At 73.4% G+C, this 25,605-nt stretch carries 23 protein-coding genes; 18 read left to right on the top strand and 5 right to left on the bottom strand.

Going from position 1 to position 25,605, the window contains the following annotated elements; all coding sequences use genetic code 11:
- Positions 1–81 precede the first annotated feature (81 nt).
- Positions 82–816, top strand: coding sequence for a helical backbone metal receptor (locus ACFWVC_RS08300; RefSeq protein WP_384280368.1), 735 nt, complete (start codon positions 82–84; stop codon positions 814–816).
- Between the two features lie 77 nt (positions 817–893).
- Here ACFWVC_RS08300 and ACFWVC_RS08295 read toward each other — a convergent pair whose 3' ends face one another.
- Positions 894–3,971, bottom strand: a complete 3,078-nt coding sequence (locus ACFWVC_RS08295; RefSeq protein ID WP_384280366.1) for an alpha-L-rhamnosidase N-terminal domain-containing protein — start codon at positions 3,969–3,971, stop codon at positions 894–896.
- Between the two features lie 253 nt (positions 3,972–4,224).
- Here ACFWVC_RS08295 and ACFWVC_RS08290 point away from each other — a divergent pair, with 253 nt between their 5' ends.
- Complete coding sequence (locus tag ACFWVC_RS08290; RefSeq protein ID WP_384280363.1) at positions 4,225–4,677, top strand: GNAT family N-acetyltransferase; 453 nt, start codon at positions 4,225–4,227, stop codon at positions 4,675–4,677.
- Here the strand turns inward: ACFWVC_RS08290 and ACFWVC_RS08285 are convergent.
- Complete coding sequence (locus ACFWVC_RS08285; protein WP_384280361.1) at positions 4,661–5,347, bottom strand: gamma-glutamyl-gamma-aminobutyrate hydrolase family protein; 687 nt, start codon at positions 5,345–5,347, stop codon at positions 4,661–4,663. The two genes, ACFWVC_RS08290 and ACFWVC_RS08285, sit on opposite strands and share 17 nt — an antisense overlap.
- A 106-nt stretch (positions 5,348–5,453) precedes the next feature.
- Between ACFWVC_RS08285 and ACFWVC_RS08280 the strand changes: the two genes are divergently transcribed.
- The 4 genes from ACFWVC_RS08280 to ACFWVC_RS08265 are packed head-to-tail and all read left to right on the top strand — an operon-like array spanning position 5,454 to position 10,016.
- Positions 5,454–6,830, top strand: a complete 1,377-nt coding sequence (locus tag ACFWVC_RS08280; protein WP_384280359.1) for a glutamine synthetase family protein — start codon at positions 5,454–5,456, stop codon at positions 6,828–6,830.
- Between the two features lie 17 nt (positions 6,831–6,847).
- Positions 6,848–8,215, top strand: a complete 1,368-nt coding sequence (locus tag ACFWVC_RS08275; RefSeq protein ID WP_384280462.1) for an aldehyde dehydrogenase family protein — start codon at positions 6,848–6,850, stop codon at positions 8,213–8,215.
- A gap of 8 nt (positions 8,216–8,223) precedes the next feature.
- Positions 8,224–9,012, top strand: coding sequence for a 3-oxoacyl-ACP reductase (locus ACFWVC_RS08270; RefSeq protein ID WP_384280358.1), 789 nt, complete (start codon positions 8,224–8,226; stop codon positions 9,010–9,012).
- Positions 9,013–9,065: 53 nt separating this feature from the next.
- Complete coding sequence (locus ACFWVC_RS08265; protein ID WP_384280461.1) at positions 9,066–10,016, top strand: DUF2510 domain-containing protein; 951 nt, start codon at positions 9,066–9,068, stop codon at positions 10,014–10,016.
- Between the two features lie 88 nt (positions 10,017–10,104).
- Here the strand turns inward: ACFWVC_RS08265 and ACFWVC_RS08260 are convergent, their stop codons facing one another.
- Entirely contained in the window at positions 10,105–11,307 is a 1,203-nt protein-coding gene (locus tag ACFWVC_RS08260) for an amino acid deaminase/aldolase (protein ID WP_384280356.1), read from the bottom strand.
- A gap of 148 nt (positions 11,308–11,455) precedes the next feature.
- On the opposite strand from ACFWVC_RS08260, the gene ACFWVC_RS08255 reads away from it, so the two are divergent.
- Positions 11,456–12,472, top strand: a complete 1,017-nt coding sequence (locus tag ACFWVC_RS08255; RefSeq protein ID WP_384280354.1) for a hypothetical protein — start codon at positions 11,456–11,458, stop codon at positions 12,470–12,472.
- Complete coding sequence (gene mycP / locus ACFWVC_RS08250; RefSeq protein WP_384280352.1) at positions 12,469–13,680, top strand: type VII secretion-associated serine protease mycosin; 1,212 nt, start codon at positions 12,469–12,471, stop codon at positions 13,678–13,680. The genes ACFWVC_RS08255 and mycP overlap by 4 nt, the downstream gene beginning before the upstream one ends.
- Here the strand turns inward: mycP and ACFWVC_RS08245 are convergent.
- Positions 13,646–14,659: a serine hydrolase gene (locus ACFWVC_RS08245; RefSeq protein ID WP_384280350.1), complete on the bottom strand. Its 1,014-nt coding sequence runs from the start codon at positions 14,657–14,659 to the stop codon at positions 13,646–13,648. The two genes, mycP and ACFWVC_RS08245, sit on opposite strands and share 35 nt — an antisense overlap.
- A 95-nt stretch (positions 14,660–14,754) precedes the next feature.
- Here ACFWVC_RS08245 and ACFWVC_RS08240 point away from each other — a divergent pair, with 95 nt between their 5' ends.
- Positions 14,755–15,489 carry an SseB family protein gene (locus tag ACFWVC_RS08240; protein WP_384280348.1) on the top strand — a complete coding sequence of 245 codons (735 nt, stop codon included), beginning with the start codon at positions 14,755–14,757 and terminating at the stop codon, positions 15,487–15,489.
- A gap of 25 nt (positions 15,490–15,514) precedes the next feature.
- On the opposite strand, the gene ACFWVC_RS08235 is transcribed toward ACFWVC_RS08240, so the two are convergent.
- Complete coding sequence (locus ACFWVC_RS08235) at positions 15,515–15,892, bottom strand: DUF1844 domain-containing protein (protein ID WP_384280346.1); 378 nt, start codon at positions 15,890–15,892, stop codon at positions 15,515–15,517.
- A gap of 370 nt (positions 15,893–16,262) precedes the next feature.
- Between ACFWVC_RS08235 and infC the strand changes: the two genes are divergently transcribed.
- The 9 genes from infC (at position 16,263) to ACFWVC_RS08190 (ending at position 25,542) form a co-directional block, all read left to right on the top strand.
- Positions 16,263–16,919, top strand: a complete 657-nt coding sequence (infC, locus tag ACFWVC_RS08230; protein ID WP_384280459.1) for a translation initiation factor IF-3 — start codon at positions 16,263–16,265, stop codon at positions 16,917–16,919.
- 129 nt (positions 16,920–17,048) lie between these two features.
- On the top strand, positions 17,049–17,243 hold the full coding sequence (rpmI, locus tag ACFWVC_RS08225; protein ID WP_319662038.1) for a 50S ribosomal protein L35: 195 nt from the start codon (positions 17,049–17,051) through the stop codon (positions 17,241–17,243).
- 100 nt (positions 17,244–17,343) lie between these two features.
- Positions 17,344–17,727: a 50S ribosomal protein L20 gene (rplT, locus tag ACFWVC_RS08220; protein WP_018564305.1), complete on the top strand. Its 384-nt coding sequence runs from the start codon at positions 17,344–17,346 to the stop codon at positions 17,725–17,727.
- A 116-nt stretch (positions 17,728–17,843) separates the two neighbouring features.
- Positions 17,844–18,677, top strand: a complete 834-nt coding sequence (locus tag ACFWVC_RS08215) for a TrmH family RNA methyltransferase (protein WP_384280344.1) — start codon at positions 17,844–17,846, stop codon at positions 18,675–18,677.
- Between the two features lie 51 nt (positions 18,678–18,728).
- Positions 18,729–19,865 (top strand): ATP-binding protein, encoded by a 1,137-nt coding sequence (locus tag ACFWVC_RS08210; protein WP_384280342.1) that lies wholly within the window; start codon positions 18,729–18,731, stop codon positions 19,863–19,865.
- A gap of 134 nt (positions 19,866–19,999) precedes the next feature.
- The gene (pheS, locus tag ACFWVC_RS08205) at positions 20,000–21,133 is read left to right on the top strand and encodes a phenylalanine--tRNA ligase subunit alpha (protein WP_384280340.1); all 1,134 of its coding nucleotides are present in this window, start codon (positions 20,000–20,002) and stop codon (positions 21,131–21,133) included.
- Complete coding sequence (gene pheT / locus ACFWVC_RS08200) at positions 21,133–23,637, top strand: phenylalanine--tRNA ligase subunit beta (protein ID WP_384280338.1); 2,505 nt, start codon at positions 21,133–21,135, stop codon at positions 23,635–23,637. The genes pheS and pheT overlap by 1 nt, the downstream gene beginning before the upstream one ends.
- A 20-nt stretch (positions 23,638–23,657) precedes the next feature.
- On the top strand, positions 23,658–23,918 hold the full coding sequence (locus tag ACFWVC_RS08195; protein ID WP_384280336.1) for a hypothetical protein: 261 nt from the start codon (positions 23,658–23,660) through the stop codon (positions 23,916–23,918).
- A 451-nt stretch (positions 23,919–24,369) separates the two neighbouring features.
- Positions 24,370–25,542 (top strand): PP2C family protein-serine/threonine phosphatase, encoded by a 1,173-nt coding sequence (locus tag ACFWVC_RS08190; RefSeq protein ID WP_384280334.1) that lies wholly within the window; start codon positions 24,370–24,372, stop codon positions 25,540–25,542.
- Positions 25,543–25,605: the final 63 nt, after the last annotated feature.

The raw sequence follows: 25,605 nt of genomic DNA, 5'->3' as shown, positions 1-25,605 counted from the left end.
GTACCCGGATCCCCCTCCCTCAGTTCCGGCGGCCGCGCCGTCCGGCCGTCCCCGCACGCCGGGGCTCGATACGGTGGGCATATGACCCGTCGCGACTCCGGCCCGGCACGGCGTGTGGTCTCCCTCGTGCCCTCGCTCACCGAGGCGGTGGCGACCACGGCCCCCGCGCTGCTGGTGGGCGCGACCGACTGGTGCAGCCACCCGCCCGACCTGCGCGTCACCCGGGTGCGGGGCACCAAGAACCCCGACATCGAGCAGATCGTCCGGCTGGAGCCGGACCTGGTGATCGCCAACGAGGAGGAGAACCGCGCGCCCGACCTCGGCGCGCTCCGGTCCGCCGGACTCGACGTGCTGGTCACGGAGGTGCGCAGCCTGCCGCAGGCCTTCGACGAACTGCACCGCGTGGTGGTCGGGGCCCTGGGCCTGCCGCGCCCCGCGTGGCTGGACGCCGCGGAGAAGGCGTGGGGCACGGTGCGCCCCGTCCCCCGGCCGCGACGGGCCGTGGTGCCGGTCTGGCGGCGCCCCTGGATGGTGCTCGGCCGGGACACCTTCGCGGGCGACCTGCTGGCCCGGCTCGGCGTCGAGAACGTTTACGGCGGCCACGAGGAGCGCTACCCGCGGGTCCCGGCCCAGCAGCTCAACGCCGCGGGCGCGGACCTCGTCGTCCTGCCCGACGAGCCGTACCGCTTCACCGCCGACGACGGCCCCGAGGCGTTCCCCGGCCTCCCCGCCGCGCTGGTCAGCGGCCGCCACCTGACCTGGTACGGGCCTTCGCTCGCCGAGGCCCCGGCGGTCCTGGCGGCGGCGCTGAACTGACGGGCGCAAGCCGCCCGACGGCAGGCGAAGGGCCCCGGCCGGGTGCGGCCGGGGCCCTTCGGCGCGGTGTGCCGCTGTCAGCCGCGGCCCACGGACGCGAACGCCGTGTGGCCCGAGCCGACGCGGTAGACCGCCCGGCCGTCCTGGACGCCCAGGTATGTGGCCCGGCCGCCGGAGACGGTGTAGCGGCCGCCGTCCACCACCGGCAGGGCGACCGTCGCCGTGACGTTGACCGGCACGTCGACCGAGGTGTCCACGCCGTGCCGCTTGCGCGCCCAGCTGACGCCCACCGTGCCGCGCTCGGTCCACTGCGTACCGGAGGCGTGGCTCACCCCCGCGTCCGCCGGGGCGATCCGCACCGAGGAGCCGCCGGCACCGGTGACGGTGAGGCCGAGGACGCCCTCCAGCACCCCGACGGCTCCCGCGCCGCCCCAGCCGTGCGACATGCTCTCGCTGTTGCTCTGCGAGACCTGGGCCGGCGTGCAGGCGCTGGTGGCGCAGCCCGGCGTCCACTGCTCCCACAGGAAGGTGCCGCCCTCGGCGAGGACCTGGGCCGGTCCGTCGGCGGAGGGGTCGGTGAGGATCCGCACCAGCGTGTCCGGCCGGTCGGCCACCCGCAGCGCCTCCAGCAGGGTGCGCAGCGTCATCGGGCCCTGCTGCATCCCCAGCGCGTCCATGCCGTCGCCGAGTGCCGCGTACTCAGACGGCTCGGCGACGCCGTAGGCGACCGGGAAGCTCTGCGCGTGCTCGCCCCGGTGGTCGATGCGCGAGCCGTCCGCCGTCAGGCCGTCCGACCACAGACCGCTCGCGGTGTCCCGCAGTTGGGCCCGCATCGCGGTGGTGAGCCGCTCCGCCCGGTCGCCGTAGGCGGCCCCGGTGGCGTGGTCCCCGAGCGCTTCCGCGGCCTCGGCGACGGAGCGCAATGCGCCGACCCCGAGGGCGTTGACGACGGTGCGGTCCACGTTGCCGTCGGTGACATAGCCGTAGCGCATGGGCGCCGGCCAGTCGATGATGCCGTGCAGGTAGGCGCCGCTGCCGCCGGGCAGGTCGGCGACCAGGCCTCGGTCGTCCACCGCCGACCAGATGTAGTCGGCGACGTTGCGCATCACCGGGAGCGCCTGGGCGAGCAACTGCCGGTCGCCGGTGGTCCGGTAGTAGCGCAGCACCCACTCGGGGAACATCTCGGTGTAGTCGGGGATGTCGCGCTTGGCGTCCCCGTTGGGGTAGACGGCGTTCATCCCGCCGTTCGGCCAGTAGCGCGCCTGCGAGTTCATGAAGGACACGATCGCCTGGCGGGTCAGGCTGCGCTCCCCGCTCGCGGTCATGGTCGCGAAGGACTCGTCCACGGTGTCGCCGAGGAACTGGCCCTTCTCGCGGGTCGGGGTGTCGAGGAAGACGTTCTGCGCCGACTGCAGCGCCGAGCGCTGCATCAGGTCGAAGACCTGGTCCAGGGTGCCGTCGCTGCTGCGGAAGGTGGCGTCGTGCCCGGCGTCGGTGTTCTGGACGACGGCGCTGATGTCGTGCGCCGTCAGCTTCTCCCCGGGGTCGCTGATCTGCAGGTAGCGCCACCCCCAGTAGGTGAAGGGCTGCGCGGTCTGCCGGCCGTCCTTCTCGGTGTAGAAGAAGCGCATGTTGCTGCCCTGGGTGTCCAGACCGGACGTCCCCGCACGGGAGTTCTCCACCCAGCGGCCGGCCGCGTGCTCCTCGCGCAGCGGGCGGTCCAGGGTGACGGTGGTGCCGTCCACCGCGGCGACGGTGCGGGACTCCGGGTGCCCGGCGCCGTATCCGTCGGCGGGGGCGTCGACCGTGATCGCGTCACCGGCATGGACGTTCGCGGTGCTCGCGAGCGTCACGGCGCTGTCGCCCTTCGCCGCGGCCGCGCTCAGCGTGGAGTTGCTGCGCCGGTAGCTGGTGGTGAACGTCAGCTGCTTGCCCGCGGTGCCGGAGGCGAACCGGACGGAGGGCACCGCGGCGTACACCTTCCCGAAGTCGGCGAACACGGTGCCGTCGGGCAGGCGCAGCACCGAGACGGGGTGGACGGTGCGCTGCGCCAGGTGGGCCTGGAGGGCGGACAGATGGGTGAAGGCGCACGGCGAGGAACCGCCGGAGTACGCGGCGCAGCTGACGGGGTTCGGGCGCGGGTGCGTGCCGATGACGGTGGCGGCGGCCCACGCGCTGTCGTCGTAGCCGGCGGTGTCCCAGCCGGTCATTTCGGCGGTGGCGTCGTAGTACTCGACACGGTCGCCGGAGTCGCTGTTGCGGTACGTCAGGGTGTCGACCCGCTGGGGGTCGTAGCGGTGCACCTTCCAGCTGCCGTCGGACACCGCCACGTCACGGCTGCCGTCGGCATGCTCGACGACCACCTTGACCAGCGTGCCCGAGGGGCCCTCGGGGCTGCCCGGACCGTTGGCCCGGCCCTGGCACTTGCACGACCAGTAGTGCGTCAGCACGCCGAGGGCCAGTTCCTGGCCGGCCTTGACACCCTGCACGGCGGCGACGTCGTAGAAGCCCTCGCCGGCGTACTCGTACGACGAACTGCGCTGCACCTGCGCGCCGTTGACATCGACCTCCCAGTCCCCGGCGGCCGCGACCCAGACCCGGGTGCGGACCACGGGGCTGCCTGCGGAGACCCGGACGACCTTGCGGGCCGCCGTCCACTCGTTGGCGGCGTCGTTGCCCGTGGCGGGGCGGCGGATCCACTGGGCGCCGGACCAGTCCTGGTCGCCCAGCCCGGCGCCGAAGGACGCCTCACGCGAGTAGGGGGAAGCCGCGCCCGCGCGGTCCCAGGTCCTGACCTGCCACCGGTAGGTGGCGCCGGGGGCCGGGGCGGGACCGCCGTAGGGCACCCAGGACTGCTCGGAGCCGGCGACCTTGCCGCTGTCCCAGACCGTGCGCCCGCCGGAATCGCGCACGACGATGCGGTAGGCGGTCTGGATCTCGCCGGGGTCCTTGTCCTGCGGCAGCCAGCCGAACCGGGGCGCTCCGTCGACGGCGAGGGGATCGGTCCGGTCGTCGACCGTCAGGCCGGCGGGCGCTTCCGGGGCGTGGTTGCGGGGCGCCCGGTCGGCGAAGGCCTGGGGCGTGCCCGTGAGCACCATGCCGAGGGCCAGCGAGAGCAGCGTGAGCCGGCGAACGAGGGATGAACGTCGTTTCATGAACAGCTTCATGAACACCTCATTGGTATCGCGACGCGTTTGAACGTTTCAATCCATGGGCGTGCAAAGGGGCGGCGCGCTGGGGGCGGCCGTGGTCGCAAGTGGTGGGGGTAGGCGCGGGCGTGACATGTGATTGATACGTTTCAATCACATTTCCGGAGCCTATGAAGCGTGGCGGTCCACTGTCAACGGTCGTGCGCCGGCAGAACCCCCGCGTCCCGGCCGCGCCGCCGCCGACTCTAAGGTGATCCGCATGAGTGACCTGCGCATGCGCCCCGTGACGCCCGCCGACCTGCCCGAGGTCGTCGCGATGTTCGCCGACGACGAGCTCGGCAGGAGCCGCGAGACCCCCGACGACATGGCGCCGTACCTCGCGGCGTTCGAGCGGGTCGCCGCGGACCCCGGGCAGCACGTCGTCGTCGCGGAGCAGGACGGCCGGCTCGTGGGCGTGCTGCAGCTGTCGGTGATCCCCGGGCTCTCACGGCGGGGCGCGACGCGCTCCGTCATCGAGGCGGTGCGCGTGCACCGTTCCGCCCGCGGCAGCGGCCTGGGGACGGCGATGATCGAGTGGGCGGTCGAGGAGTCCCGCCGGCTGGACTGCGCGATGGTGCAGCTGACCTCCGACGTCTCCCGCACCGACGCGCACCGCTTCTACGAGCGGCTCGGCTTCACCGGCTCCCACGTCGGTTTCAAGATGCAGCTGTGACCAGCGCCCGCATCACCCGCGCGTCCGAGTCGTCCATCTCCGGGTGCCACTGCACCCCCAGCACGAAGGCGCCGCCGGGCAGCTCGACCGCCTCGGTGGTGCCGTCCTCGGCGTAAGCGGTGGCCAGCAGCCCCCGGCCGAGGGTGTCTACCGCCTGGTGGTGGTAGGTGGGCACGGAGACGGCCTCCGGCACGGCCGCCGCGTAGCGCGTCCCGGGCACCGGTTTGACGATGTGGCCGCCGAAGGCCCCGGCGGCCGGGCCGCGATGGCCGTCCAGGTGCTGGACGAGCGTGCCGCCCAGGGCGACGTTGAGCAGCTGCATGCCGCGGCAGATGCCGAGCAGCGGCACACCGCCGTCCAGGGCAGCACCGATCAGGGCGAGTTCCCAGGTGTCGCGCTCGCGGGCCGGCGGGTCGGTGCGCGGGTCGCGCTCCGCGCCGTAGTGCACCGGGTCGACGTCCGGGCCGCCCGCCACGACGAGCCCGTCCAGCCGTGCCACGGTCTGCGCGGCGGCCTCGGGCCCGTCCGGCGGGAGCATCGCCGCGAGCCCGCCCGCGCGCTGCACCAGCAGCGGATACCCGGCCGGCAGCAGGGCCGCGGGCAGTTCCCAGGCACCCCAGCGGGCGGAACCGACCCAGTAGGTGCTGATCCCGATGAGCGGACGGGCCACAGGAGCCTCCCGGCGACGCGCGGATTTCTTCCCGCACCGTACCCAACGCGCCCTCCCGGCCCGTACTTTTGGATCACCTGTCGGCCGGTAGGAGAGGTGACCACCCGTGGAGCACCGAACAGCCCCGCTCAGCACCCACGACCTGAGGCGTCTTGTCGACACCGGGGAGGTCGACACCGTGGTCGTCGCGTTCGCGGACATGCAGGGCCGCCTCCAGGGCAAGCGCTTCGCCGCGCGGCACTTCCTCGACGACGTCCTGGAGCACGGCACCGAGGGCTGCAACTACCTGCTGGCCGTGGACGCCGACATGAACACCGTCGACGGCTACGCCCTGTCCTCCTGGGAGCGCGGCTACGGCGACTTCGCCCTCCACCCGGACCTCGACACGCTGCGCCGCACCCCCTGGGACGCGGGAACCGCCCTGGTCATCGCGGACCTGCGGCTGCTCGACCACGACGCGGCACCGGTCGGCCCCTCACCCCGGCAGATCCTGCGCCGTCAGCTGGAGCGGCTCGCCGAGCGCGGCTGGACCGCGTACGCCGGCACCGAGCTGGAGTTCATCGTCTTCAAGGACACCTACGAGCAGGCCTGGAACAGCGGCTACCGCGACCTGACGCCCGCCAACCAGTACAACGTGGACTACTCCCTGCTGGGCACCGGCCGCATCGAGCCGCTGCTGCGCCGCATCCGCAACGAGATGGGCGCGGCCGGGATGCGCGTGGAGTCGGCCAAGGGGGAGTGCAACCTCGGGCAGCACGAGATCGCCTTCCGCTACGACGAGGCCCTGGTCACCTGCGATCAGCACAGCGTCTACAAGACCGGCGCCAAGTCGATCGCGGCCCAGGAGGGTTACTCGCTGACCTTCATGGCCAAGTACAACGAGCGCGAGGGCAACTCCTGTCACATCCACCTCTCGCTGCGCGACGAGGACGGCACCCCCGTCTTCGCGGGCGAGGAACCCGGCGCGATGTCGGAGACGATGCGCCACTTCCTCGCCGGGCAGCTCGCGGCGCTGCGCGACTTCTCCCTGCTCTACGCGCCCAACATCAACTCGTACAAGCGCTTCCGGCCCGGGTCCTTCGCCCCGACGGCCGTCGCCTGGGGCCCGGACAACCGCACCTGCGCACTGCGCGTCGTCGGGCACTCCCCGGCCGCGCTGCGCCTGGAGAACCGCGTGCCGGGCGGCGACGTGAACCCCTACCTGGCCGTGGCCGGCATGGTCGCGGCGGGCCTGTACGGCGTGGAGAACAAGCTCGCCCTCCCGGAGCCGGTCACGGGCAACGCCTACGCCGCGGACGGCGTGGCGCACGTGCCCACCACGCTGCGCGAGGCCGCCGCGCTGTGGCAGGACAGCCCGATCGCGCGGGCGGCCTTCGGCGACGAGGTCGTCGAGCACTACGCGAACATGGCCCGCGTCGAACAGGACGCGTACGACACCGCCGTGACCGACTGGGAGCGCTACCGCTCCTTCGAACGCATGTGAGGCCCGCAGTGCCCGATGTGCTGGACGCCCTGGAAGTGCTCAATCCGGCCACCGAGGAGGTGATCGCCACCGTCCCCGCGGCCGGTCCGGGGGACGTGGACACCGCTGTCGCGCGCGCCGCCCGCGCCCAGACCGCCTGGGCGGCCCTCGCCCCGGCGGACCGGGCCCGGCTGCTGCGCCGCTTCGCGGCCGCGGTCGACGCCCATACCGAGGAACTGGCCGCCCTGGAGGTGCGGCAGGCCGGTCACACGATCGGCAACGCGCGCTGGGAGGCCGGCAACGTCCGCGACCTGCTGGAGTACGCGGCGGGCGGGGTGGAACGGTTGATGGGACGTCAGATCCCGGTGCCCGGCGGTATCGACGTCACCTTCCTCGAACCGCTCGGCGTCGTCGGCGTCATCGCGCCCTGGAACTTCCCCATGCCCATCGCCGCCTGGGGCACCGCCCCCGCGCTCGCGGCGGGCAACGCGGTGATCCTCAAGCCCGCCGAGACCACCCCGCTTACCGCGCTGCGGCTCGCGGAGCTCGCGCTGGAGGCCGGTCTGCCCGAGCACCTCTTCCAGGTGCTGCCGGGGCGGGGCCCGCTCGCGGGCGCGGCCCTGGTGGAGCACCCGGGCGTCGCGAAGATCGTCTTCACCGGCTCCACCCGCGTCGGCAAGCAGATCATGGCCGCCTGCGCCGGCACCCTGAAGCGGGTCACGCTCGAACTCGGAGGCAAGTCGCCCAACATCGTCTTCGCCGACGCGGACCTGGAGAAGGCGGCGGCGACGGCCCCCATGTCCTTCCTCGACAACGCCGGGCAGGACTGCTGCGCCCGTACCCGCATCCTCGTGCAGCGCACGGCCTACGACCGGTTCATGGAGCTGCTGGAGCCCGCCGTCCTGGCCGTCGGCGTCGGCGACCCGGCCGACCCCGCGACCGGCATGGGGCCGCTGATCTCCGCGCTGCAGCGCGACCGGGTCCGGGAGTACGTGGCCGCCGAGGCGCCCGCGGCGATCCGCGGCACCGCGCCGGAGGGCAAGGGCTTCTGGTACCCGCCGACCGTGCTCGCGCCCGCCGGCCCGGGGGAGCGCGTGGCGGTCGAGGAGGTCTTCGGCCCGGTCGCCGTCGTCCTGCCCTTCGAGGACGAGGCCGACGCGCTGCGGCTGGCCAACGCCACCCCGTACGGCCTGTCGGGCTCGATCTGGACCCGTGACGTCGGCCGCGCCCTGCGGCTCGCCCGGGGCACCGCGGCCGGCAACCTGTCGGTCAACTCCCACAGCTCGGTGCGCTACTGGACACCGTTCGGCGGCTTCAAGCAGTCGGGACTCGGGCGCGAGCTCGGCCCCGACGCGCTCGCCGCCTTCACCGAGACCAAGAACGTCTTCATCAGCACGGAGGAGTGATCCCGGCAATGACGCAAGCAGAAGCGGCGGTGTGCCGCCGCCTGGTGGGCCGGACGGCGGTGGTCACCGGCGCCGGCAGCGGCATCGGTCTGGCCTCGGCGCGCCGGCTGGCCTCCGAGGGCGCCCACGTGGTGTGCGGCGACATCGACGAGAGCGCGGGCAAGGCGGCCGCCGAGGAGGTCGGCGGCCTCTTCGTCGAGGTCGACGTGACCGACGCCGAGCAGGTGGAGGCGCTGTTCAAGAGCGCGTACGACACCTACGGCTCGGTCGACATCGCCTTCAACAACGCGGGGATCTCGCCCCCGGACGACGACTCGATCCTCACCACGGGCATCGACGCCTGGCGCCGCGTGCAGGAGGTCAACCTCACCTCGGTCTACCTGTGCTGCAAGGCGGCGCTGCCCTACATGCAGCGGCAGGGCAAGGGCTCGATCATCAACACGGCGAGCTTCGTGGCCGTCATGGGCGCGGCGACCTCGCAGATCTCGTACACCGCCTCCAAGGGCGGCGTGCTGGCCATGTCGCGCGAACTGGGCGTGCAGTTCGCCCGCGAGGGCATCCGGGTCAACGCGCTGTGCCCGGGGCCGGTCAACACCCCGCTGCTGCGGGAGCTGTTCGCCAAGGACCCGGAGCGCGCCGCCCGCCGCCTGGTGCACATCCCCGTCGGGCGCTTCGCCGAGGCGGAGGAGATCGCGGCCGCCGTGGCCTTCCTCGCCAGCGACGACGCGTCCTTCATCACGGGTTCGGAGTTCCTGGTCGACGGGGGGATCGCCGGGGCGTACGTGACCCCTCTGTAATCGGTGGTCTGACGGGAATCTTAAGGCCTGGGCCTTAGGGTGACGCCGTGACCATGACGACCCCGCCCGGCTGGTACCCAGAGCCCGGGCAGACAGGAAACGGCCCGGCACTCGAGCGCTGGTGGGACGGGTCCGACTGGACCGAGTACACCCGCAGCGCCCCGGTGCCCGCCCCGGCGTTCGGCGCCGGGGCGCCGGGCTATCCGCCGTACCCCACGGCCTTTCCCCCCGCCCCCCGCAAGCGCCGCGGCGGCCTCATAGCCATCGCCGTCGTCGCCGCGGTCGTGGTGGCCGGCGCGGTGGTCGGCGGCCTCGTCGCCCTGGGCAAGGGCGGCGGCGACAGCGCGGACTCCGCCCGGCCCGCCCCCTCCCTCACGGCTCCCGGTCCGGGCCGTGACGGCGGCGGCCCGGACGGCATCGGCCCCGAGGATGGCGGCCCCGGCGGCGGCCCGTCGAACGTGCCGAAGAGCGACCCCGGTTTCGCCCTGGACGCGGTGGACGGCATCAGCCTCCCCGTCCCCGACGGCTGGACGGGCGGCACCAGCCGGTACGGCCTCGCGGAGCTCACGGTGGGCGAGTACACCTGCCCCGGCGACGCCTCGAACACCTGCGTGCGCGGCGGCGTGTTCTCCATGCCCGCCTCGTCCGTGAAGCTGAAGTCCACCACCGCCGAGGCCGCGGCCAAGGAGGACATCGCCGGCAATGCCGAGGAGTCCTACGGCGGCAAGATCTACGGCGGCATCACCGCGCACACGCAGTTGCTGTCGCAGAAGGTCACCGTCGCCGGCGAACAGGGCTACCTGGTGCGCTGGAAGGTCGTGACGCAGAAGGGCGACGACGGCTACGTCCAGTCGCTGGTGTTCCCCTCGCCCGCGGACCCGGCGAAGCTCGTCCTGATCCGCGCCGGCTTCGACATCAACGACAAGGCGCCAGGACTCTCCGTCATGGACGAGATCGTCAAGGGCATCAAGGCCGCCGGCTCCGGCGGCGGCACGGGCATCTGACCCGCCCGCCGTGGAGCCCGCGCCCCGCTTCCGTACGCGCCGGTGCCCCGGCGCGTACGGTCTTGCCCTCGGCGACCTTCCCGCGGCCTCAGAGGAACGTCTTCCCCTCGCCGCGGTACGTCGGGACCGTCGCGACCACCCGGTCGCCCTCCACCAGCCGCAGCGTGTCGAACCGCTCGCACAGCTCGCCCGCCTTGGCGTGCCGGAACCACACCTTGTCGCCGATCAGCAGATCGTCCGCGGCCGCCCCGATCAGCGGGGTCTGCACCTCGCCGGGCCCCTCCTGGGGGTCGTAGCGCAGTCCCTCCGGCAGATACGGCACCGGCAGCCGGTCCGCGCCCGCCGCGCCCGAGGCCGGGTAGCCGCCGCCGAGCACGGTCACCACCCCGACGCCCGGACGCCGCACGACCGGCTGGGCGAACAGCGCCGCCGGGCGGCCCCGGAACGAGGTGTAGTTGTCGAACAGCCGCGGCACGTAGAGCCCGGAACCGGCCGCGATCTCCGTCACCGCGTCCTCGGCGGCCGTGCTCTGCACACTGCCCGTGCCGCCGCCGTTGACGAACTCCAGCCCCGGCGCGACCTCCCGCACCGCCCGTACGACCTCGGCCCGCCGCGCCGCCAGCTCCCTGCGCGCCCGCTCCTGCATCAGCCGCACCGCCCGTGAGCGCAGCGGACGGCCCGCGATCGCGTCGCCCACCCCGGCCACATGCCCCTCGTACGCCATGATCCCGACCAGGCGGAAGCCGGGCCGCCGGGCCACCTCGCGGGCCAGCGCGGCCAGTTGGGCGGGCCGGTGCAGCGGGGAGCGCAGGGCGCCGACGCGGACGCGGCCGCCCAGCATCCGCAGCGCGGTGTCCATCTCCAGGCAGACCCGCACGATCTCCGAGCCGCCGGCGCGGGAGGAGTCGATCAGGTCCAGTTGCGCCACGTCGTCGACCATGACCGTGACGGCCGTCGCCAGTTTCGGGTCCGAGGCCAGTTCGGCGTAGCCGGCGCGGTCCGCGGAGGGGTAGGCGAGCAGGATGTCGTCGAAGCCCGAGCGGGCCAGCCACACCGACTCCGCCAGCGTGAACGACATGATCCCTGCGAAGCCCTCGCGATCGAGCGCCCGCTCCAGCAGCGCCCGGCAGCGCACGGACTTCGAGGCCACCCGTATCGGCTTGCCGCCGGCGCGTCGCACCAGGTCGGCGGCGTTGGCGTCGAACGCCTCCAGGTCCACGACCGCCACCGGCGCGTCGAGGTCGGCGGTGGCCCGGTCGTAGCGGGCCCGGTCTGCTGCGCGATCCGACATGCGCGCAGCTTGCCAGAATGCCCCTACCGAGCGGTAGGGGCAAGTGATCCGTACTCACACCGCGCCGGGCCGCCACGACCAGTAGAGTGACGCCGCAGGTCCAATGCGCGAACAGGCCGTGTCCGAACCGGCCGTGAGGGGGCACCGGGTGAGCACCGGTTTCGACAGCGGGGGAACCACCCCCCGGCCGAGCTGGTCACCGCGCCCGATACCTCCCACCACCGCCACCTGGCCCCCGCCCGGGTCCACCGCCTGGCCCCCGGCCGCCGCCCCCGCCGCCGCGCCTCCGCCGCCCGCTCACCCGCCCGCCGTCGCGTGGTCCTCGCCCGTCCCCCAGGCCGCCCCGCCCCCGCGCCCGACGGGGGTCCCGGCCCATGCCGCGCAGGGCCGGCCGCGCGCGGCCACCGCCGCACTGTGCCTGGTGCTCGGCCTCGGGCTGCTCGGCGGAGCCGCGGCCGGCGTGTGGATCAACCATGAGCCCGCGACACCCGCGCCCACCGCCGCGCAGATCAGCTCGCGGCAGTTCGCCCAGGCCCGCGCCCTGTGGCACAGCACGCCCGTCGACGCGCTCTTCCCACCCGTGCTCAACGGCCGCGGTGCCGGCCCCGGCGGCGCCGACCGCACCTGGACGCGGATCGGCGTGGCCCCGCCGAGCGGCTGCGCCGAGGCCTTCGATCCGCTGCTGGCGAAGGTGCTGCGACCGGCCGGCTGCGTGAAGCTGCTCCGTGCCACCTACACCGACGCCGCGGCCGGCGCGGTGACGACGGTGGGACTCCTCGTCGCCTCGGCGGACGCCCCGGTCATGCGGAGGCTCCACGACCGCTGGACCTCTCAACACCTCGGCTCCCGCACCGATCTGATGCCCCGTCCGGTCGCCTTCCCGGGAACGGTGTCGGCCGGCTTCGGCGACAAGCAGCGCGCCACCTGGACGGTGGACGTCGCCACCGACCTGCCCGTGATCGTGTACGCGGTCAGCGGCTTCGCCGACGGCCGCGAGACCGGCGTCCCCCAGCCCGTCGCCTCCGCCGTCGCCGACGGCGCCACCGCGGCCCCCGCCCAGGCCGGCCTCGGCCATGACGCCAAGACCCTCGCCGACTCGGTCGCCACCCGGGCCCGGCACGCCGCGCAGTCGCTGACGGCGTCCCCGTCGGGGGGCACGCGATGAGGGCCGGCGCGCTGCGACGCGCGGCGGCCTCCGTGGTGGCGGCCGCCGGGCTCGCCCTGGTCCCGGTCGCCCCGGCGCACGCGGACGCGGTGCGGGACGCGGACTGGGCGCTGGACGCCCTGCACGCGCAGGACGCGTGGCGGACGACGAAGGGCCGCGGCGTCACCGTCGCCGTCCTGGACACGGGCGTGGACGACTCGCACCCGGACCTGGCGGGACAGGTGCTGCCGGGCAAGGACCTGATCGGCTTCGGCGACGGCCGCGGGGACAGCGCCTGGGCACGGCACGGCACCGGCATGGCGGGCATCATCGCGGGCCACGGCCATGGTCCCGACGACGCGGACGGCGTGATGGGCATCGCCCCGGAGGCCAAGATCCTCCCGGTGCGCGTGATCCTGGAGGACAAGGACCCGCAGCGCAAGAAGGCCCGCACCACCCGCGGCGGGGCGCTGTCCGAGGGCATCCGCTGGGCCGCCGACCACGGCGCCGACGTCATCAACCTCTCCCTCGGCGACGACAGCCGCACCGCGCACCCCGAGGCCCAGGAGGACGACGCCATCCAGTACGCCCTGCGCAAGGGCGTGGTCGTCGTGGCCTCCGCCGGCAACGGCGGCGAGCAGGGCAACCGGGCCTCCTATCCGGCCGCGTACCCCGGCGTCATCGCCGTCGCGGCCGTCGACCGCTACGGCTCCCGCGCCTCCTTCTCCACCCGGCGCTGGTACGCGGCGGTCTCCGCGCCCGGTGTCGACGTGGTCATCGCCGACCCCAACCGCCGCTACTACGAGGGCTGGGGCACCAGCACCGCCTCCGCCTACGTCTCCGGCACCGTCGCGCTGATCCGCTCCGCCCATCCGAAGCTGAGCCCGGCCCAGGTCAAGCGGCTGCTGGAGGACACCGCGCGGGACGCCCCGCCCGGCGGCCGCAGCGACGCCGTCGGCTACGGGCTGGTAGACCCGGCGGCCGCCCTCGCGGCCGCGGCCCACCTCAAGCCGGAGGGCCTCACCCCGAGCCCCGCCGCCTACCCGCGGCAGTACTTCGGCTCGGGCCCCGACGCCGCCCGCGCGGCGGCCGCCGCGGACGGGGACACCTTCGGCGACGGGATCGCGGCGGCCTTCGCCGTCGGCGGCGCCGCCCTGGTCGGGCTCGCCGCGGCCCTGTGGCTGCGGCCCCGGTTCACGACGCGGCGGAGTCGCCCACGGCCTTGGTGAACGCGCCTACCGCCGCCCTGGCCGCGTCCTCGACGAGGGCGATGCCCCCGGCCTGTGTCGTACTGCCGCGCGAGACGACGGCGACCAGGTAGGTGTGACCGCCCGAGGTGATCCGGCCGATGCTGTTGATGTCCCACAGGGATGTCGTACTCCGTCGCAGCCAGCCGTTCTTGACCTCGAACGCGCCGTCGGCCGCGCTCGGCACGCCCCAGTCCTGGCCTGCCGAGACCCGGCCCATCAACTGCCGTATGTAGCCGCGCGAGGTCGCGTCCAGCGCCCCGTCCGAGCCGAACACCGCCCGCAGCAAGATCAGTTGGTCCGCCGCGGTGGTCTGCGTCAGCCCCCACAGCAATCCGCTGCCGCCGGTCGTCCCCGTCAGCCCCAGGCGCTTGTTCGCCGCGTCGAGACCGGCGGCCAGGTCTATGCGCCGCCACAGCTCCAGGGCCGCCGCGTTGTCGCTGTTCTCTATCATGACCTCGGTCAGGGCCCGCTCCTGCGCCGTCAGCCGCCGCCCGTCGTCCTGCGCCTGCAGCAGCAGCGTCGCGAGGATGTCCACCTTGACGATGCTCGCCGTGTCGTACGTCCCCTGGCCGTACACCGCGCTGTCCCCCGACGCGGTGTCCGCGACCGCGATCGAGTACTCCGCTTGGTTGTCGCCGGTGACGCCCGCCAGCGCCGCGCCGACGACCTGGTCGAAGTCCACTCGCGGCTGCTTCTTTAGCTTCCCGGCCACCACGTCCGCCTGGACCTCCCGCGTCGCCTTCTCCGGCAGCTCGGAGACCGACGCGGCCGGTACGTGCCGCTGCCGCGCGGACATGTACGTCACCGTGGTCAGCGCCGCGGCCGTCAGGACCGCGATGGCCACCACGTCGCGCACGGCGGCGTGCGGACGTCCGTCCCCGAGGCCGGAACACGTACGGGTGCGGTCGCGGCGGCCGGCGCGCAGGCGCCGCCACGGGGCGCATTTGTCGGGAGCCATGCTTGGGAAAGCTAAGGACCGAACATGCGTGTGCCATGAGAGGCGCATTAAAGACCGGTAACAATCGCCCCGTGTCCTGCGGCTACCCTCGGGGGGTGGCTCTCAAGAACATCCCCGACTCCGGATTCCCCGACGACGACGGCTCCGCCGACCCCCGGCTGACGGCGGCGCTCGCCGCGTACGGCGCCGACGCGTCGGCGGAGGACGAGGTGCTCGCCGCGCTGCCGGGCGCGCGCCTGCTGGTGCCGGTCGTCGCGCTGCTGGGCGAGGTCGAGGAGGGGCCCGGGGGGCTGCGCCGGGAGAAGACCAGCGACATGGCCGTGCCCACCATCGAGGCCGCCGACGGACGCCGTGCCCTGCCCGCGTTCACCTCGACCGCCGCGCTGGCCCGCTGGCGCGCGGACGCCCGGCCCGTGGCCGTGCCCCTGGGCCAGGCCCTGCAGGCACTGGCACACGAGAAGGCCGACACACTTCTGCTCGACATGGCCGGCCCCGTCCCCTACGCCCTGACGGGCGCCGCGCTGCGGGCCGTGGCCGCCGGCCGGGACGGCGGGGACCCGCTGGCCGACCCGGCCGTCCGCCAGGCGCTCCGCACGGCCGTCGCCGCCGAGCCGGACGTCCTGCGCGCCCACGTGGTGCCCTCCGCCGGCTCGGACGGCACACTGGGCATCGTGCTGGGCCCGGCCGCCGACGTACGCGGTGTCGCGCAGCGCGTCTCCGCCGCGCTGGCGGGCGACGAGGTACTGCGCGGCGCGCTCGTGCGCGGCATCGAACTGGCGTTGCTGCCCGACAGCGCGAAACTGCCGGGCGAACCCCTCTTCACCCGCTGACGGCGCGCGAGGTCATGCGGGACGACTAGCCGTGAACGGGCCCCGTGAACTTCTCGCCGGGGCCCTCGCCCGGCGCGTCCGGCACGGTGGACGCCTCGCGGAACGCGAGCTGCAGCGACTTCAGGCCGTCCCGCAGCGGGGCGGCGTGGTAGGAGCCGATCTCGGGTGCCCCGGCGGTGATCAGCCCGGCCAGGGCGGTGATCAGCTTGCGCGCCTCGTCGAGGTCCTTGTGCTGGTCGCCGTCCTCCGCGAGGCCGAGGTTCACCGCCGCCGCGCTCATGAGGTGCACCGCGACCGTGGTGATCACCTCGACCGCGGGAACGTCCGCGATGTCACGGGTGATCGTGTCGAAGTCGGGGTGGTCCGCGGAGGGGGACTCGTGCTGGGGGGTGGCGTCACTCATGCCTCACACGATAGGCCCACGTCGCTCGATTACAGCCTGCGGTCGATCGCTGGTATGCTTGACGATTGACCGGCTGGAAATCCCCCCGTAGTCACACGACACGGAGGAAACCAGCCCACAAGTGGAGCTCCGATCTCCCACCTTGCCGGCCCTGGAGGCCGGCGGGTCACCGGTCAGGTGACGCGTCCCCTTGTGGGACGCGGTGCCCGACGCGCCCCGCGGGGAATACCGCGGCGGTGCTCCCGGTTGTGAGGAGCCCGCCTGTGACCCGTTAGGGGCGTTTTTCGCGCCCTTTTCCGGGCGGAACCAACGACACAGTTGTTACGCGGCTGTCGGCCAGTCAGCCGCGTGGTGCTACCGAGGAGGCCCCATCAGCGCCGAGCCCCGCATCAACGACCGGATTCGCGTCCCCGAGGTGCGACTCGTCGGTCCCAGTGGCGAGCAGGTCGGCATCGTGCCGCTTGCCAAGGCACTGGAGCTTGCGCAGGAGTACGACCTCGACCTGGTCGAGGTGGCGGCGAACGCACGCCCGCCGGTCTGCAAGCTCATGGACTACGGCAAGTTCAAGTACGAGTCGGCCATGAAGGCCCGTGAGGCGCGCAAGAACCAGGCGCACACGGTCATCAAGGAGATGAAGCTCCGGCCGAAGATCGATCCGCACGACTATGACACCAAGAAGGGTCATGTCGTCCGGTTCCTCAAGCAGGGCGACAAGGTCAAGATCACGATCATGTTCCGCGGTCGTGAGCAGTCGCGCCCGGAACTGGGCTTCCGACTGCTGCAGCGGCTCGCGGACGACGTCCAGGACCTGGGCTTCGTGGAGTCCTCGCCGAAGCAGGACGGCCGCAACATGATCATGGTCCTCGGTCCGCACAAGAAGAAGACCGAGGCGATGGCCGAGGCCCGCGAGGCGCAGGCCGCCCGCAAGGCCGGTCGCCTGCCGGGCACCACGGACGACGAGCTGGACCCTGACGAGCAGGGTGAGGAGCAGGAGCACCAGCAGGACGCTCCCGCCGACGCCAGCTGAAGCCACCGGACCGGTGTCCGGCGGCGATGCCAGTGCCCGGAACACCGTTCCGGGCAAGGAATGAAGGACTGACGCTCTCCGTCCGCCCCCGGGCGGGCGGGAGGGCCAGCGACGAGGAGACTACGGCGCATGCCGAAGAACAAGACCCACAGCGGTGCGAGCAAGCGATTCAAGATCACGGGCTCCGGCAAGGTGATCCGCGAGCGCGCCGGCAAGCGCCACCTGCTTGAGCACAAGCCGTCATCGAAGACCCGCGCCCTGACCGGCACGGTCGTCCTGGCCAAGCCCGACGCCAAGAAGATCAAGAAGCTTCTCGGCAAGTGACGGCCCGCCCCCTCCGACCAGGGGGCGCGCTGCTGGACCGGGACCCATTCGCTTTCGGACCGTGTGACGACTTCCGCGGTCCCTCAAAAGGAGTTATCAAGTGGCACGCGTCAAGCGGGCAGTCAACGCCCAGAAGAAGCGCCGGGCGATCCTCGAGCAGGCCAGCGGTTACCGCGGCCAGCGTTCCCGCCTGTACCGCAAGGCGAAGGAGCAGGTCACCCACTCCCTCGTCTACAACTACAACGACCGCAAGAAGCGCAAGGGCGACTTCCGTCAGCTGTGGATCCAGCGCATCAACGCCGCTGCCCGCGCCAACGGCATCACCTACAACCGCTTCATCCAGGGTCTGAAGGCCGCCAACGTCGAGGTGGACCGCAAGATCCTCGCGGAGCTGGCCGTCAACGACGCCAACGCGTTCGCCGCGCTGGTCGAGGTGGCCCAGAAGGCCCTGCCGAGCGACGTCAACGCCCCGAAGGCGGCCTGACCCACGCTCTTCCGGACCCGCAGGCCGCGTGCCTGCGGGTCCGAGGTGTGTTCCGGGGCGTCGTCGCCGTCCGTCCCCGCAAGCCCGCCAGACCCGACCGAAGTGAGTGCACCCCCATGGCCGGCCCCGAGCTGACATCCCTGCGATCGCCGCGCGTCGTCGCGGCCCGCCGCCTCGCCAAGCGCAGCTTCCGCGGCAAGGAGCGCCGCTTCCTGGCCGAGGGACCGCAAGCAGTGCGCGAGGCGCTGGCCCATCTCGTCGAGGTCTACGTGACCCCCGAGGCCGCGGAGCGCCACGCCGGCATCGTCGCCGCCGCCCGGGCCGCCGGCGTACCGGTGCTCACCGCGACCGAAGAGGTCGTCGCCGACATGTCGGACACCGTGACCCCGCAGGGCGTCATCGGCCTCTGCCGCTTCCTGGACACCCCGTTCGAGGACATCCTGCGCGCCGGGCCGCGGCTGGTCGCCGTTCTCGCCCATGTACGCGACCCCGGCAACGCGGGCACCGTGCTGCGCTGCGCCGACGCGGCCGGCGCCGACGCCGTCGTGCTGACCGACGCCTCGGTCGACCTGTACAACCCCAAGGCCGTGCGCGCCTCCGTCGGCAGCCTGTTCCATCTGCCCGTCGCGGTCGGCGTCCCCATGGAGACCGTGGTCGACGGCCTGCGCGGGGCCGGTGTGCGGCTGCTGGCCGCCGACGGAGCGGGGGAGCGCGACCTCGACGCCGAACTGGACGAGGGCACGATGGGCGGCCCCACCGCCTGGATCTTCGGCAACGAGGCGTGGGGCCTGCCGGAGGAGACCCGCGCGCTGGCGGACGAGGTGGTGCGCGTCCCCATCCACGGTCGCGCCGAGAGCCTCAACCTCGCGACGGCCGCCGCCGTGTGCCTCTACGCCTCCGCCCGGGCGCAGCGTGCTCCCGGAGGGTGCCGCACGGTGACGATGAGCTAGTAGGGTGGCGCCCCGGGGACCGCGGACCGCCCTGGGAAGGGGGTTACGGGGATGGACGTCCAGACGACCGACGGTACGGCGCCACGCGCGCTGCCTGCCTGGACCGCCGTCCTGACCGAGTTCGGCATCACGACCGACGAACTGCCCGACGGCCTCGTCGTGGCCGACGAGCGGGGTCTGGTCGTCTGCTTCAACGCCGCCGCCGCCCGCATCACCGCCCTCGACCCCGCCCAGGTCATCGGCCTCCCCCTCGAGCGGGTACTGCCCCTGGAGGACCTGGACGGCCGCCGCTGGTGGCAGCTCACTCAGCCGTACGGGGGACTGGCCACCCGCACCGGACAGCCCGAGCGCAACCTGCTGCTGCCGGGCGGACGCGAGGTGCTGGTCTCCGCCCGGTACGTCCGCGACCACCCCACCGGTCCGGTGCGCCGGCTGGTCGTCGGGCTGCGCGGCACCGAGGCCCGGCGGCGCACCGAGCGCAGCCACGCCGAGCTGATCGCCACCGTCGCGCACGAACTGCGCTCCCCGCTCACCTCGGTCAAAGGGTTCACCGCCACCCTGCTCGCGAAGTGGGAACGTTTCACCGAGGACCAGAAGAAGCTGATGCTGGAGACCGTCGACGCCGATGCCAACCGCGTCACCCGGCTGATCGCCGAACTGCTCGACATCTCGCGCATCGACTCCGGCCGGCTGGAGGTGCGCCGCCAGCGGGTCGACATGGTCGCCGCGATCCGGCGCCACGTGGACGCCCTCGTCACCGCGGGGGAGCCGACCGACCGTTTCCTCGTCCGAGTGGCGGAACCGCTGCCGGAACTGTGGGCCGACCCCGACAAGGTCGACCAGATCCTCGGCAACCTGCTGGAAAACGCCGTGCGCCACGGCGAGGGAACTGTCACCATTGACGTATCCGCGGCGCCCCGCCCGGCCGATTCCCCGCGTGAGCGGGACTTCGCCGGCACGGCGGTGACCGTGAGCGACGAGGGACCAGGCATCCCGGAGGAATCCATGAACCGCGTGTTCACCCGCTTCTGGCGGGGCAGCAAGCGCGGCGGCACGGGCCTGGGGCTGTACATCGTCAAGGGCATCGTCGAGGCCCACGGCGGCACCATCATCGTGGGCCGCGCGCCCGGCAAGGGCGCCCAATTCCGATTTATCCTGCCCGTCGGGGCGCCGGCCTTCATGGCCTGAGCGAGCGTGGTTCTCCACCGGCCCCGACGGGCGTGACCAGCCTTTCCCCGTGGCCCCGATAGACTCGACCCTTGGCATTCAGCGGTCGGGCAGGCAGGTCGGCCACGCCATCACCCACATCGGAACGGGAAGAAATGTCGGCACCGAACAAGTCGTACGACCCTGTCGAGGTCGAGGCACTGAAACCGGAACAGATCGAGCGCCGGCGTGACGAGGCGCTCGCCGCGATCGCCGAAGCCGCCGACCTCGACGCGCTGCGCGAGGTCAAGGTGGCCCACACCGGGGACCGCTCGCCGCTCGCCCTGGCCAACCGTGAGATCGGCGCACTGCCGCCGCACGCCAAGGCGGAGGCCGGCAAGCGCGTCGGCCAGGCCCGCGGCGCGGTCAACCAGGCGCTCAAGGCCCGTCAGGAGGTGCTGGAGAACGAGCGCGACGAGCGCGTGCTGGTCGAGGAGGCCGTGGACGTCACGCTGCCCTACGACCGCACCCCGCGCGGCGCCCGTCACCCGCTGACCACCCTCTCCGAGCGCATCGAGGACATCTTCGTCGCCATGGGCTACGAGGTGGCCGAGGGCCCCGAGGTCGAGACCGAGTGGTTCAACTTCGACGCCCTCAACATCTGGGCGGACCACCCGGCCCGGACCATGCAGGACACCTTCTTCGTCGAGGGCGACAAGCCCGCCGGGTCCGACCCGCAGGAGAGCGGTGTCGTGCTGCGCACGCACACCTCCCCGGTGCAGATCCGCTCGCTGCTCGGCCGCGAGGCGCCGGTCTACGTCATCTGCCCCGGCCGGGTGTACCGCGCGGACGAGCTCGACGCGACGCACACCCCGGTCTTCAACCAGGTCGAGCTGCTCGCCGTCGACGAGGGCCTGACCATGGCCGACCTCAAGGGCACCCTCGACCACATGGTCCAGTCGCTCTTCGGCGCGGACATCACGACCCGGCTCCGCCCGAACTACTTCCCGTTCACCGAGCCGTCCGCCGAGATGGACATGGTCTGCTACGTCTGCCGCGGCGAGTCCGTCGGCAACCCGGACCGTCCCTGCCGCACCTGCGGCAGCGAGGGCTGGATCGAGCTCGGCGGCTGCGGCATGGTCAACCCGCGGGTGCTCACCGCCTGCGGCGTCGACCCGCAGAAGTACAGCGGCTTCGCCTTCGGCTTCGGCATCGAGCGCATGCTGATGTTCCGTCACAACGTCGAGGACATGCGAGACATCGTCGAGGGTGACGTGCGCTTCACCCTTCCGTTCGGGATGGAGATCTGATGCGGGTCCCGCTTTCTTGGCTGCGGGAGTACGTCGACCTGCCCGCCGGCGAGTCCGGCCGCGACGTCCAGGCCAAGCTCATTTCCGCCGGCCTCGAGGTCGAGACCGTCGAGCAGCTCGGCGCCGGGCTCAAGGGCCCGCTGGTGGTCGGCAAGGTGCTCACCATCGAGGAGCTGACGGGCTTCAAGAAGCCGATCCGCTTCTGCACCGTCGACGTCGGCATCGCCAACGGCACCGGCGAGCCGCAGGAGATCGTCTGCGGCGCGAGCAACTTCGCCGTCGGCGACAAGGTCGTCGTCATCCTCCCCGGCGGTGTGCTGCCCGGGAACTTCGAGATCGCCGCGCGCAAGACCTACGGCCGCACCTCGCACGGCATGATCTGCTCGGGCGCCGAGCTGGGCATGGGCGACGACGGCTCGCACGGCATCATCGTGCTGCCGCCGGAGCACGAGGCCGGTACCGACGCGATCGAGCTGCTGGAGCTCGTCGACGAGGTGCTGGACATCGCGGTCACCCCCGACCGCGGCTACTGCCTGTCGATGCGCGGCGTCGCCCGTGAGGCGGCCATCGCCTACGGCCTGCCGCTGAGCGACCCGGCGCTGCTCGACGTGCCCGGCCCCAACTCGCACGGCTACGAGGTGCGTGTCGCCGACCCCGCCGGCTGCGACCGCTTCACCGCACGCACCGTCACCGGGCTGGACCCGGAGGCCGCTTCGCCGGTGTGGCTGCAGCGCCGCCTGCAGAAGGCCGGCATGCGGCCGATCTCGCTCGCGGTCGACGTCACCAACTACGTGATGCTGGAGCTGGGCCAGCCCCTGCACGCGTACGACCGGCACCGTGTCGAGGGCGCGATCGGCGTGCGCCGCGCGCAGCCCGGCGAGAAGCTGACGACGCTCGACGGACAGGTCCGGGTCCTGGACCCCGAGGACCTGGTCATCACCGACAACCGCGGGCCGATCGGCCTGGCCGGTGTCATGGGCGGCGCCAACACCGAGATCGACGAGACGGGCGCGACGACGACGGACGTCGTCATCGAGGCCGCGCACTTCGACCCGGTCGCCATCGCCCGCACCGCGCGCCGCCACAAGCTGTCCTCCGAGGCGTCCAAGCGCTTCGAGCGCGGCGTGGACCCGCAGGCCGCGTCCGCCGCGGCGCAGCGCACCGTGGATCTGCTGGTGCTGCTCGCGGGCGGCACCGCCGAGGCCGGCGTCACCGAGATCACCGCGCCCTCCGCGCCGCACACGATCAGCATCCCCGCCGACCACCCGGACAAGGTGGCGGGCATGGAGTACGGCCGCGAGACCGTCGTGCGCCGGCTGCAGCAGGTCGGCTGCGACGTGTACGGGTCCGACGAGCTGATCGTCACCGTGCCGTCCTGGCGCCCCGACCTGCGCGACCCCAACGACCTCGCCGAGGAGGTCATCCGGCTGGAGGGCTACGAGAACCTGCCCTCCACGCTGCCGCACCTGCCGTCCGGCCGAGGGCTGACCGAGTCGCAGAAGCTGCGCCGCCGGGTCGGCCGCGCGCTGGCCGGCGCGGGCTACGTCGAGGTGCAGAACTACCCGTTCCTCGGTGAGGGCGTCTTCGACCAGCTCGGCCTGGACGCGGACGACCCGCGCCGCATCACGATCAGGCTAGCCAACCCGCTGTCGGACGAGGAGCCCGCGCTCCGCACGACCATGCTCCCCGGCCTGCTCGGCGCGCTGCGCCGCAACGTGGGGCGCGGTGCGCACGACCTCGCGCTCTTCGAGACCGGCCTGGTCTTCCGCCCCAGCGGCGAGGAGCCGGCGCCGCCGCGGCTGCCGGTCGACCGGCGTCCCACCGACGACGAGATCGCCGCGCTCGACGCCGCCCTCCCGCGGCAGCCGCGCCGGGTGGCCGTCGTCCTGTCGGGCGCCCGCGAGCAGGCCGGCTGGTGGGGCCAGGGCCGGACCGCGACCTGGGCCGACGCCGTCGAGGCCGGGCGCATCGTCTCCCGCGAGGCCGGGGTCGAGCTGATCGTCCGCCAGGACCGGCACGCCCCGTTCCACCCGGGCCGCTGCGCGGCGCTGCTGGCCGTCGTGGACGGCGAGGAAGTGCTCGTCGGCAACGCGGGCGAGCTGCACCCCCGGGTCATCAAGGCGATGTACCTGCCCGAGGGCACCGCGGCCATGGAGCTGGACCTGGACCGCCTGGAGCGCGCCTCGACCGGCGTCGTGGCGGCCCCCACGGTGTCCACGTTCCCGGTGGCCACCCAGGACGTCGCGCTCGTCGTGGACGCCTCCGTCCCGGCCGCCGACGTCGAGACCGCCCTGCGGTCGGGTGCCGGCGGGCTCCTGGAGGCGCTGCGCCTGTTCGACGTCTTCACCGGCGACCAGATCGGTGCGGGCAAGAAGTCGCTGGCTTACTCACTGCGTTTCCGTGCGCCCGACCGCACGCTGACCGCGGAGGAGGCTTCCGCGGCCCGTGACGCCGCGGTCGCCGTCGCGGCCGAGCGCACGGGGGCCACGTTGCGCGGCGCGTAGGACTCCGCCGTCGGCCTCGCGTGGGGCGCTCCCGGATCGCCGGGGGGCGCCCTGCGCGCGTGTTGGGGGTGAGTGTCGGCGGGTTCTCGGAGGCGCTGCGTCTGTCCGGGGTGTTCGCCTGTGCTCGGGTCGGTGCGGGCAAGAGGTCGCTGGCGTACTCGCTGCGTTTCCGTGCGCCCGACCGCACGCTGACCGCGGAGGCGGCCTCCGCGCCCCGTGACGCCGCGGTCGCCGTCGCGGCCGAGCGCACGGGGGCCACGTTGCGCGGCGCCGATGACTGAGCCGCCGCGCCGAGCCTCGCGTGGGGCGCGGGGGCATGTAGCGGCTGCCGGCCGCGCCGGTGTGCTCGCTACTGGCGTGTGTCGCGGGCACCGGGATCGTGCTGTGGGCCCGCGTTTCCGCCGGCGCCGGCGGCGGTGTCCCACGCACCGCCGGGTTCTCGGACGCGGGATCGGTGCGGGGCATGTTCTGCGGGTCGCCGGTCCGCACACCCGTTCCGCCGGCGCCGAAGGCAGTGTCCCGTGCGCCCCGCGCGCGATGCGGGTGGGGCGGGGCGCGGACGGTGGGGACGATCACCCCAATACCCCCGGGCGGCGTACATATGGGTCACGTCGCACGATCGGGTGAACTGGCCCGGGAGAGGGTGGAACCCGGCCGGGCGGTCGACAGAATCGGGGGCGAACCAGCCCCGCTCGATGCGGGAGCGACGGCTGCGAGGGGGAGCCCGGCGGCATGATCGGACCCAGGGTGGCCATGGCGATGATGGGCCGGGTGCGGGGGTGGTTGTTCCTGGCGTGGCCGGGTGCATGGGTGGCCGCCGTGCTGGGGCTGGCCTGCGGGGTGCCCGGCGGAGCGGATTGGATTCCCGGCGTCGCGGCGGCGCCCGCCCTCGCCTGCGCCGGGAGCGGGCGGCGCCGGTGCGTCGCGGTGCACGGCGGGCTCGCGGTGGCCGCGCTCTTCGTACCGGGGGCGGGCAGGCCGCGCCCCGGGGCCGTGGTGGCGGTGGTCGCGGTGCTGGCGGCCTGCTTCTGGCTGGCCGACCGCAGGAGGAGGCTCGCCGCCGAACTGGCACGCACCCGGGAGGTCGCCGTCGCCGCCCAGCGGGTGCTGCTGCGTCCGCTCCCGCAGCGGGTGAGCGACGTGACGGTCGCCGCCGACCATGTGTCGGCCAGCCGTGGCGCCGACGTCGGCGGCGACCTGTACGAGGTCCTGGCCACGTCGTACGGTGTGCGCGCCGTCATCGGTGACGTACGCGGTCACGGCCTGGAGGCCATCAGCACCGTCGCGGCGCTGCTCGGAACCTTCCGGGAGGCCGCGTACGACGAGCCCGAACTCGGCGGGCTGCTGGTGCGGATGGACCGGGCGCTCGCCCGGCACGTGGCGGAACGCGCGTATGCCGCCGAGGAGTTCGTCACCCTGATGCTGCTCCAGCTCGACGAGGACGGCCAGGTCGACGTCCTCAACTGCGGTCACCCCGGCCCGTACCGGCTGTCCGCGGACCGTCCGGGACGGGTCCTGGCGCTGCCGCTGGAGGCGGGGGAGCCCCTGCCGCCCCTGGGGCTGGTCGACGTGGCCGCCGAGGCGAAGGCCGTGCGCTGCGGTCGACTGCTGCCGGGTCAGGCGCTGTTCCTGCACACCGACGGTGTGGCGGACGCCCGGGACGCGGACGGCGCGTTCTTCCCGTTGACGGCCGCGCTGGAGGGGGCCGCACGCGCCGCCGGTGGCCGCACCCTGTGCGCACGGGCCCTGGTGGACGCCGTGCGCGCCGCGTTCATGCGGCACACCCGAGGCCGTCTCACCGACGACATGGCCCTCCTCGTCCTGCACCGGGACGCCCCTCGCGTGCCCGTACAGGCGTGCGGCGCCCGGACCGTGACCCGGCGTCCCGGAGTGCCGCGCGTCTGATCATGCTCATCCTTGGTACACCTTGGTCGATCCGTGAGCGAAACGCTCATTGTCTGCCTTGTG

Source organism: Streptomyces sp. NPDC058691, assembly GCF_042714775.1.
In the GTDB taxonomy this organism is placed as follows: Bacteria; Actinomycetota; Actinomycetes; order Streptomycetales; family Streptomycetaceae; genus Actinacidiphila.
Note: the sequence above shows the minus strand (reverse complement) of the source record. Positions and strands in the feature narration are given on the sequence as shown.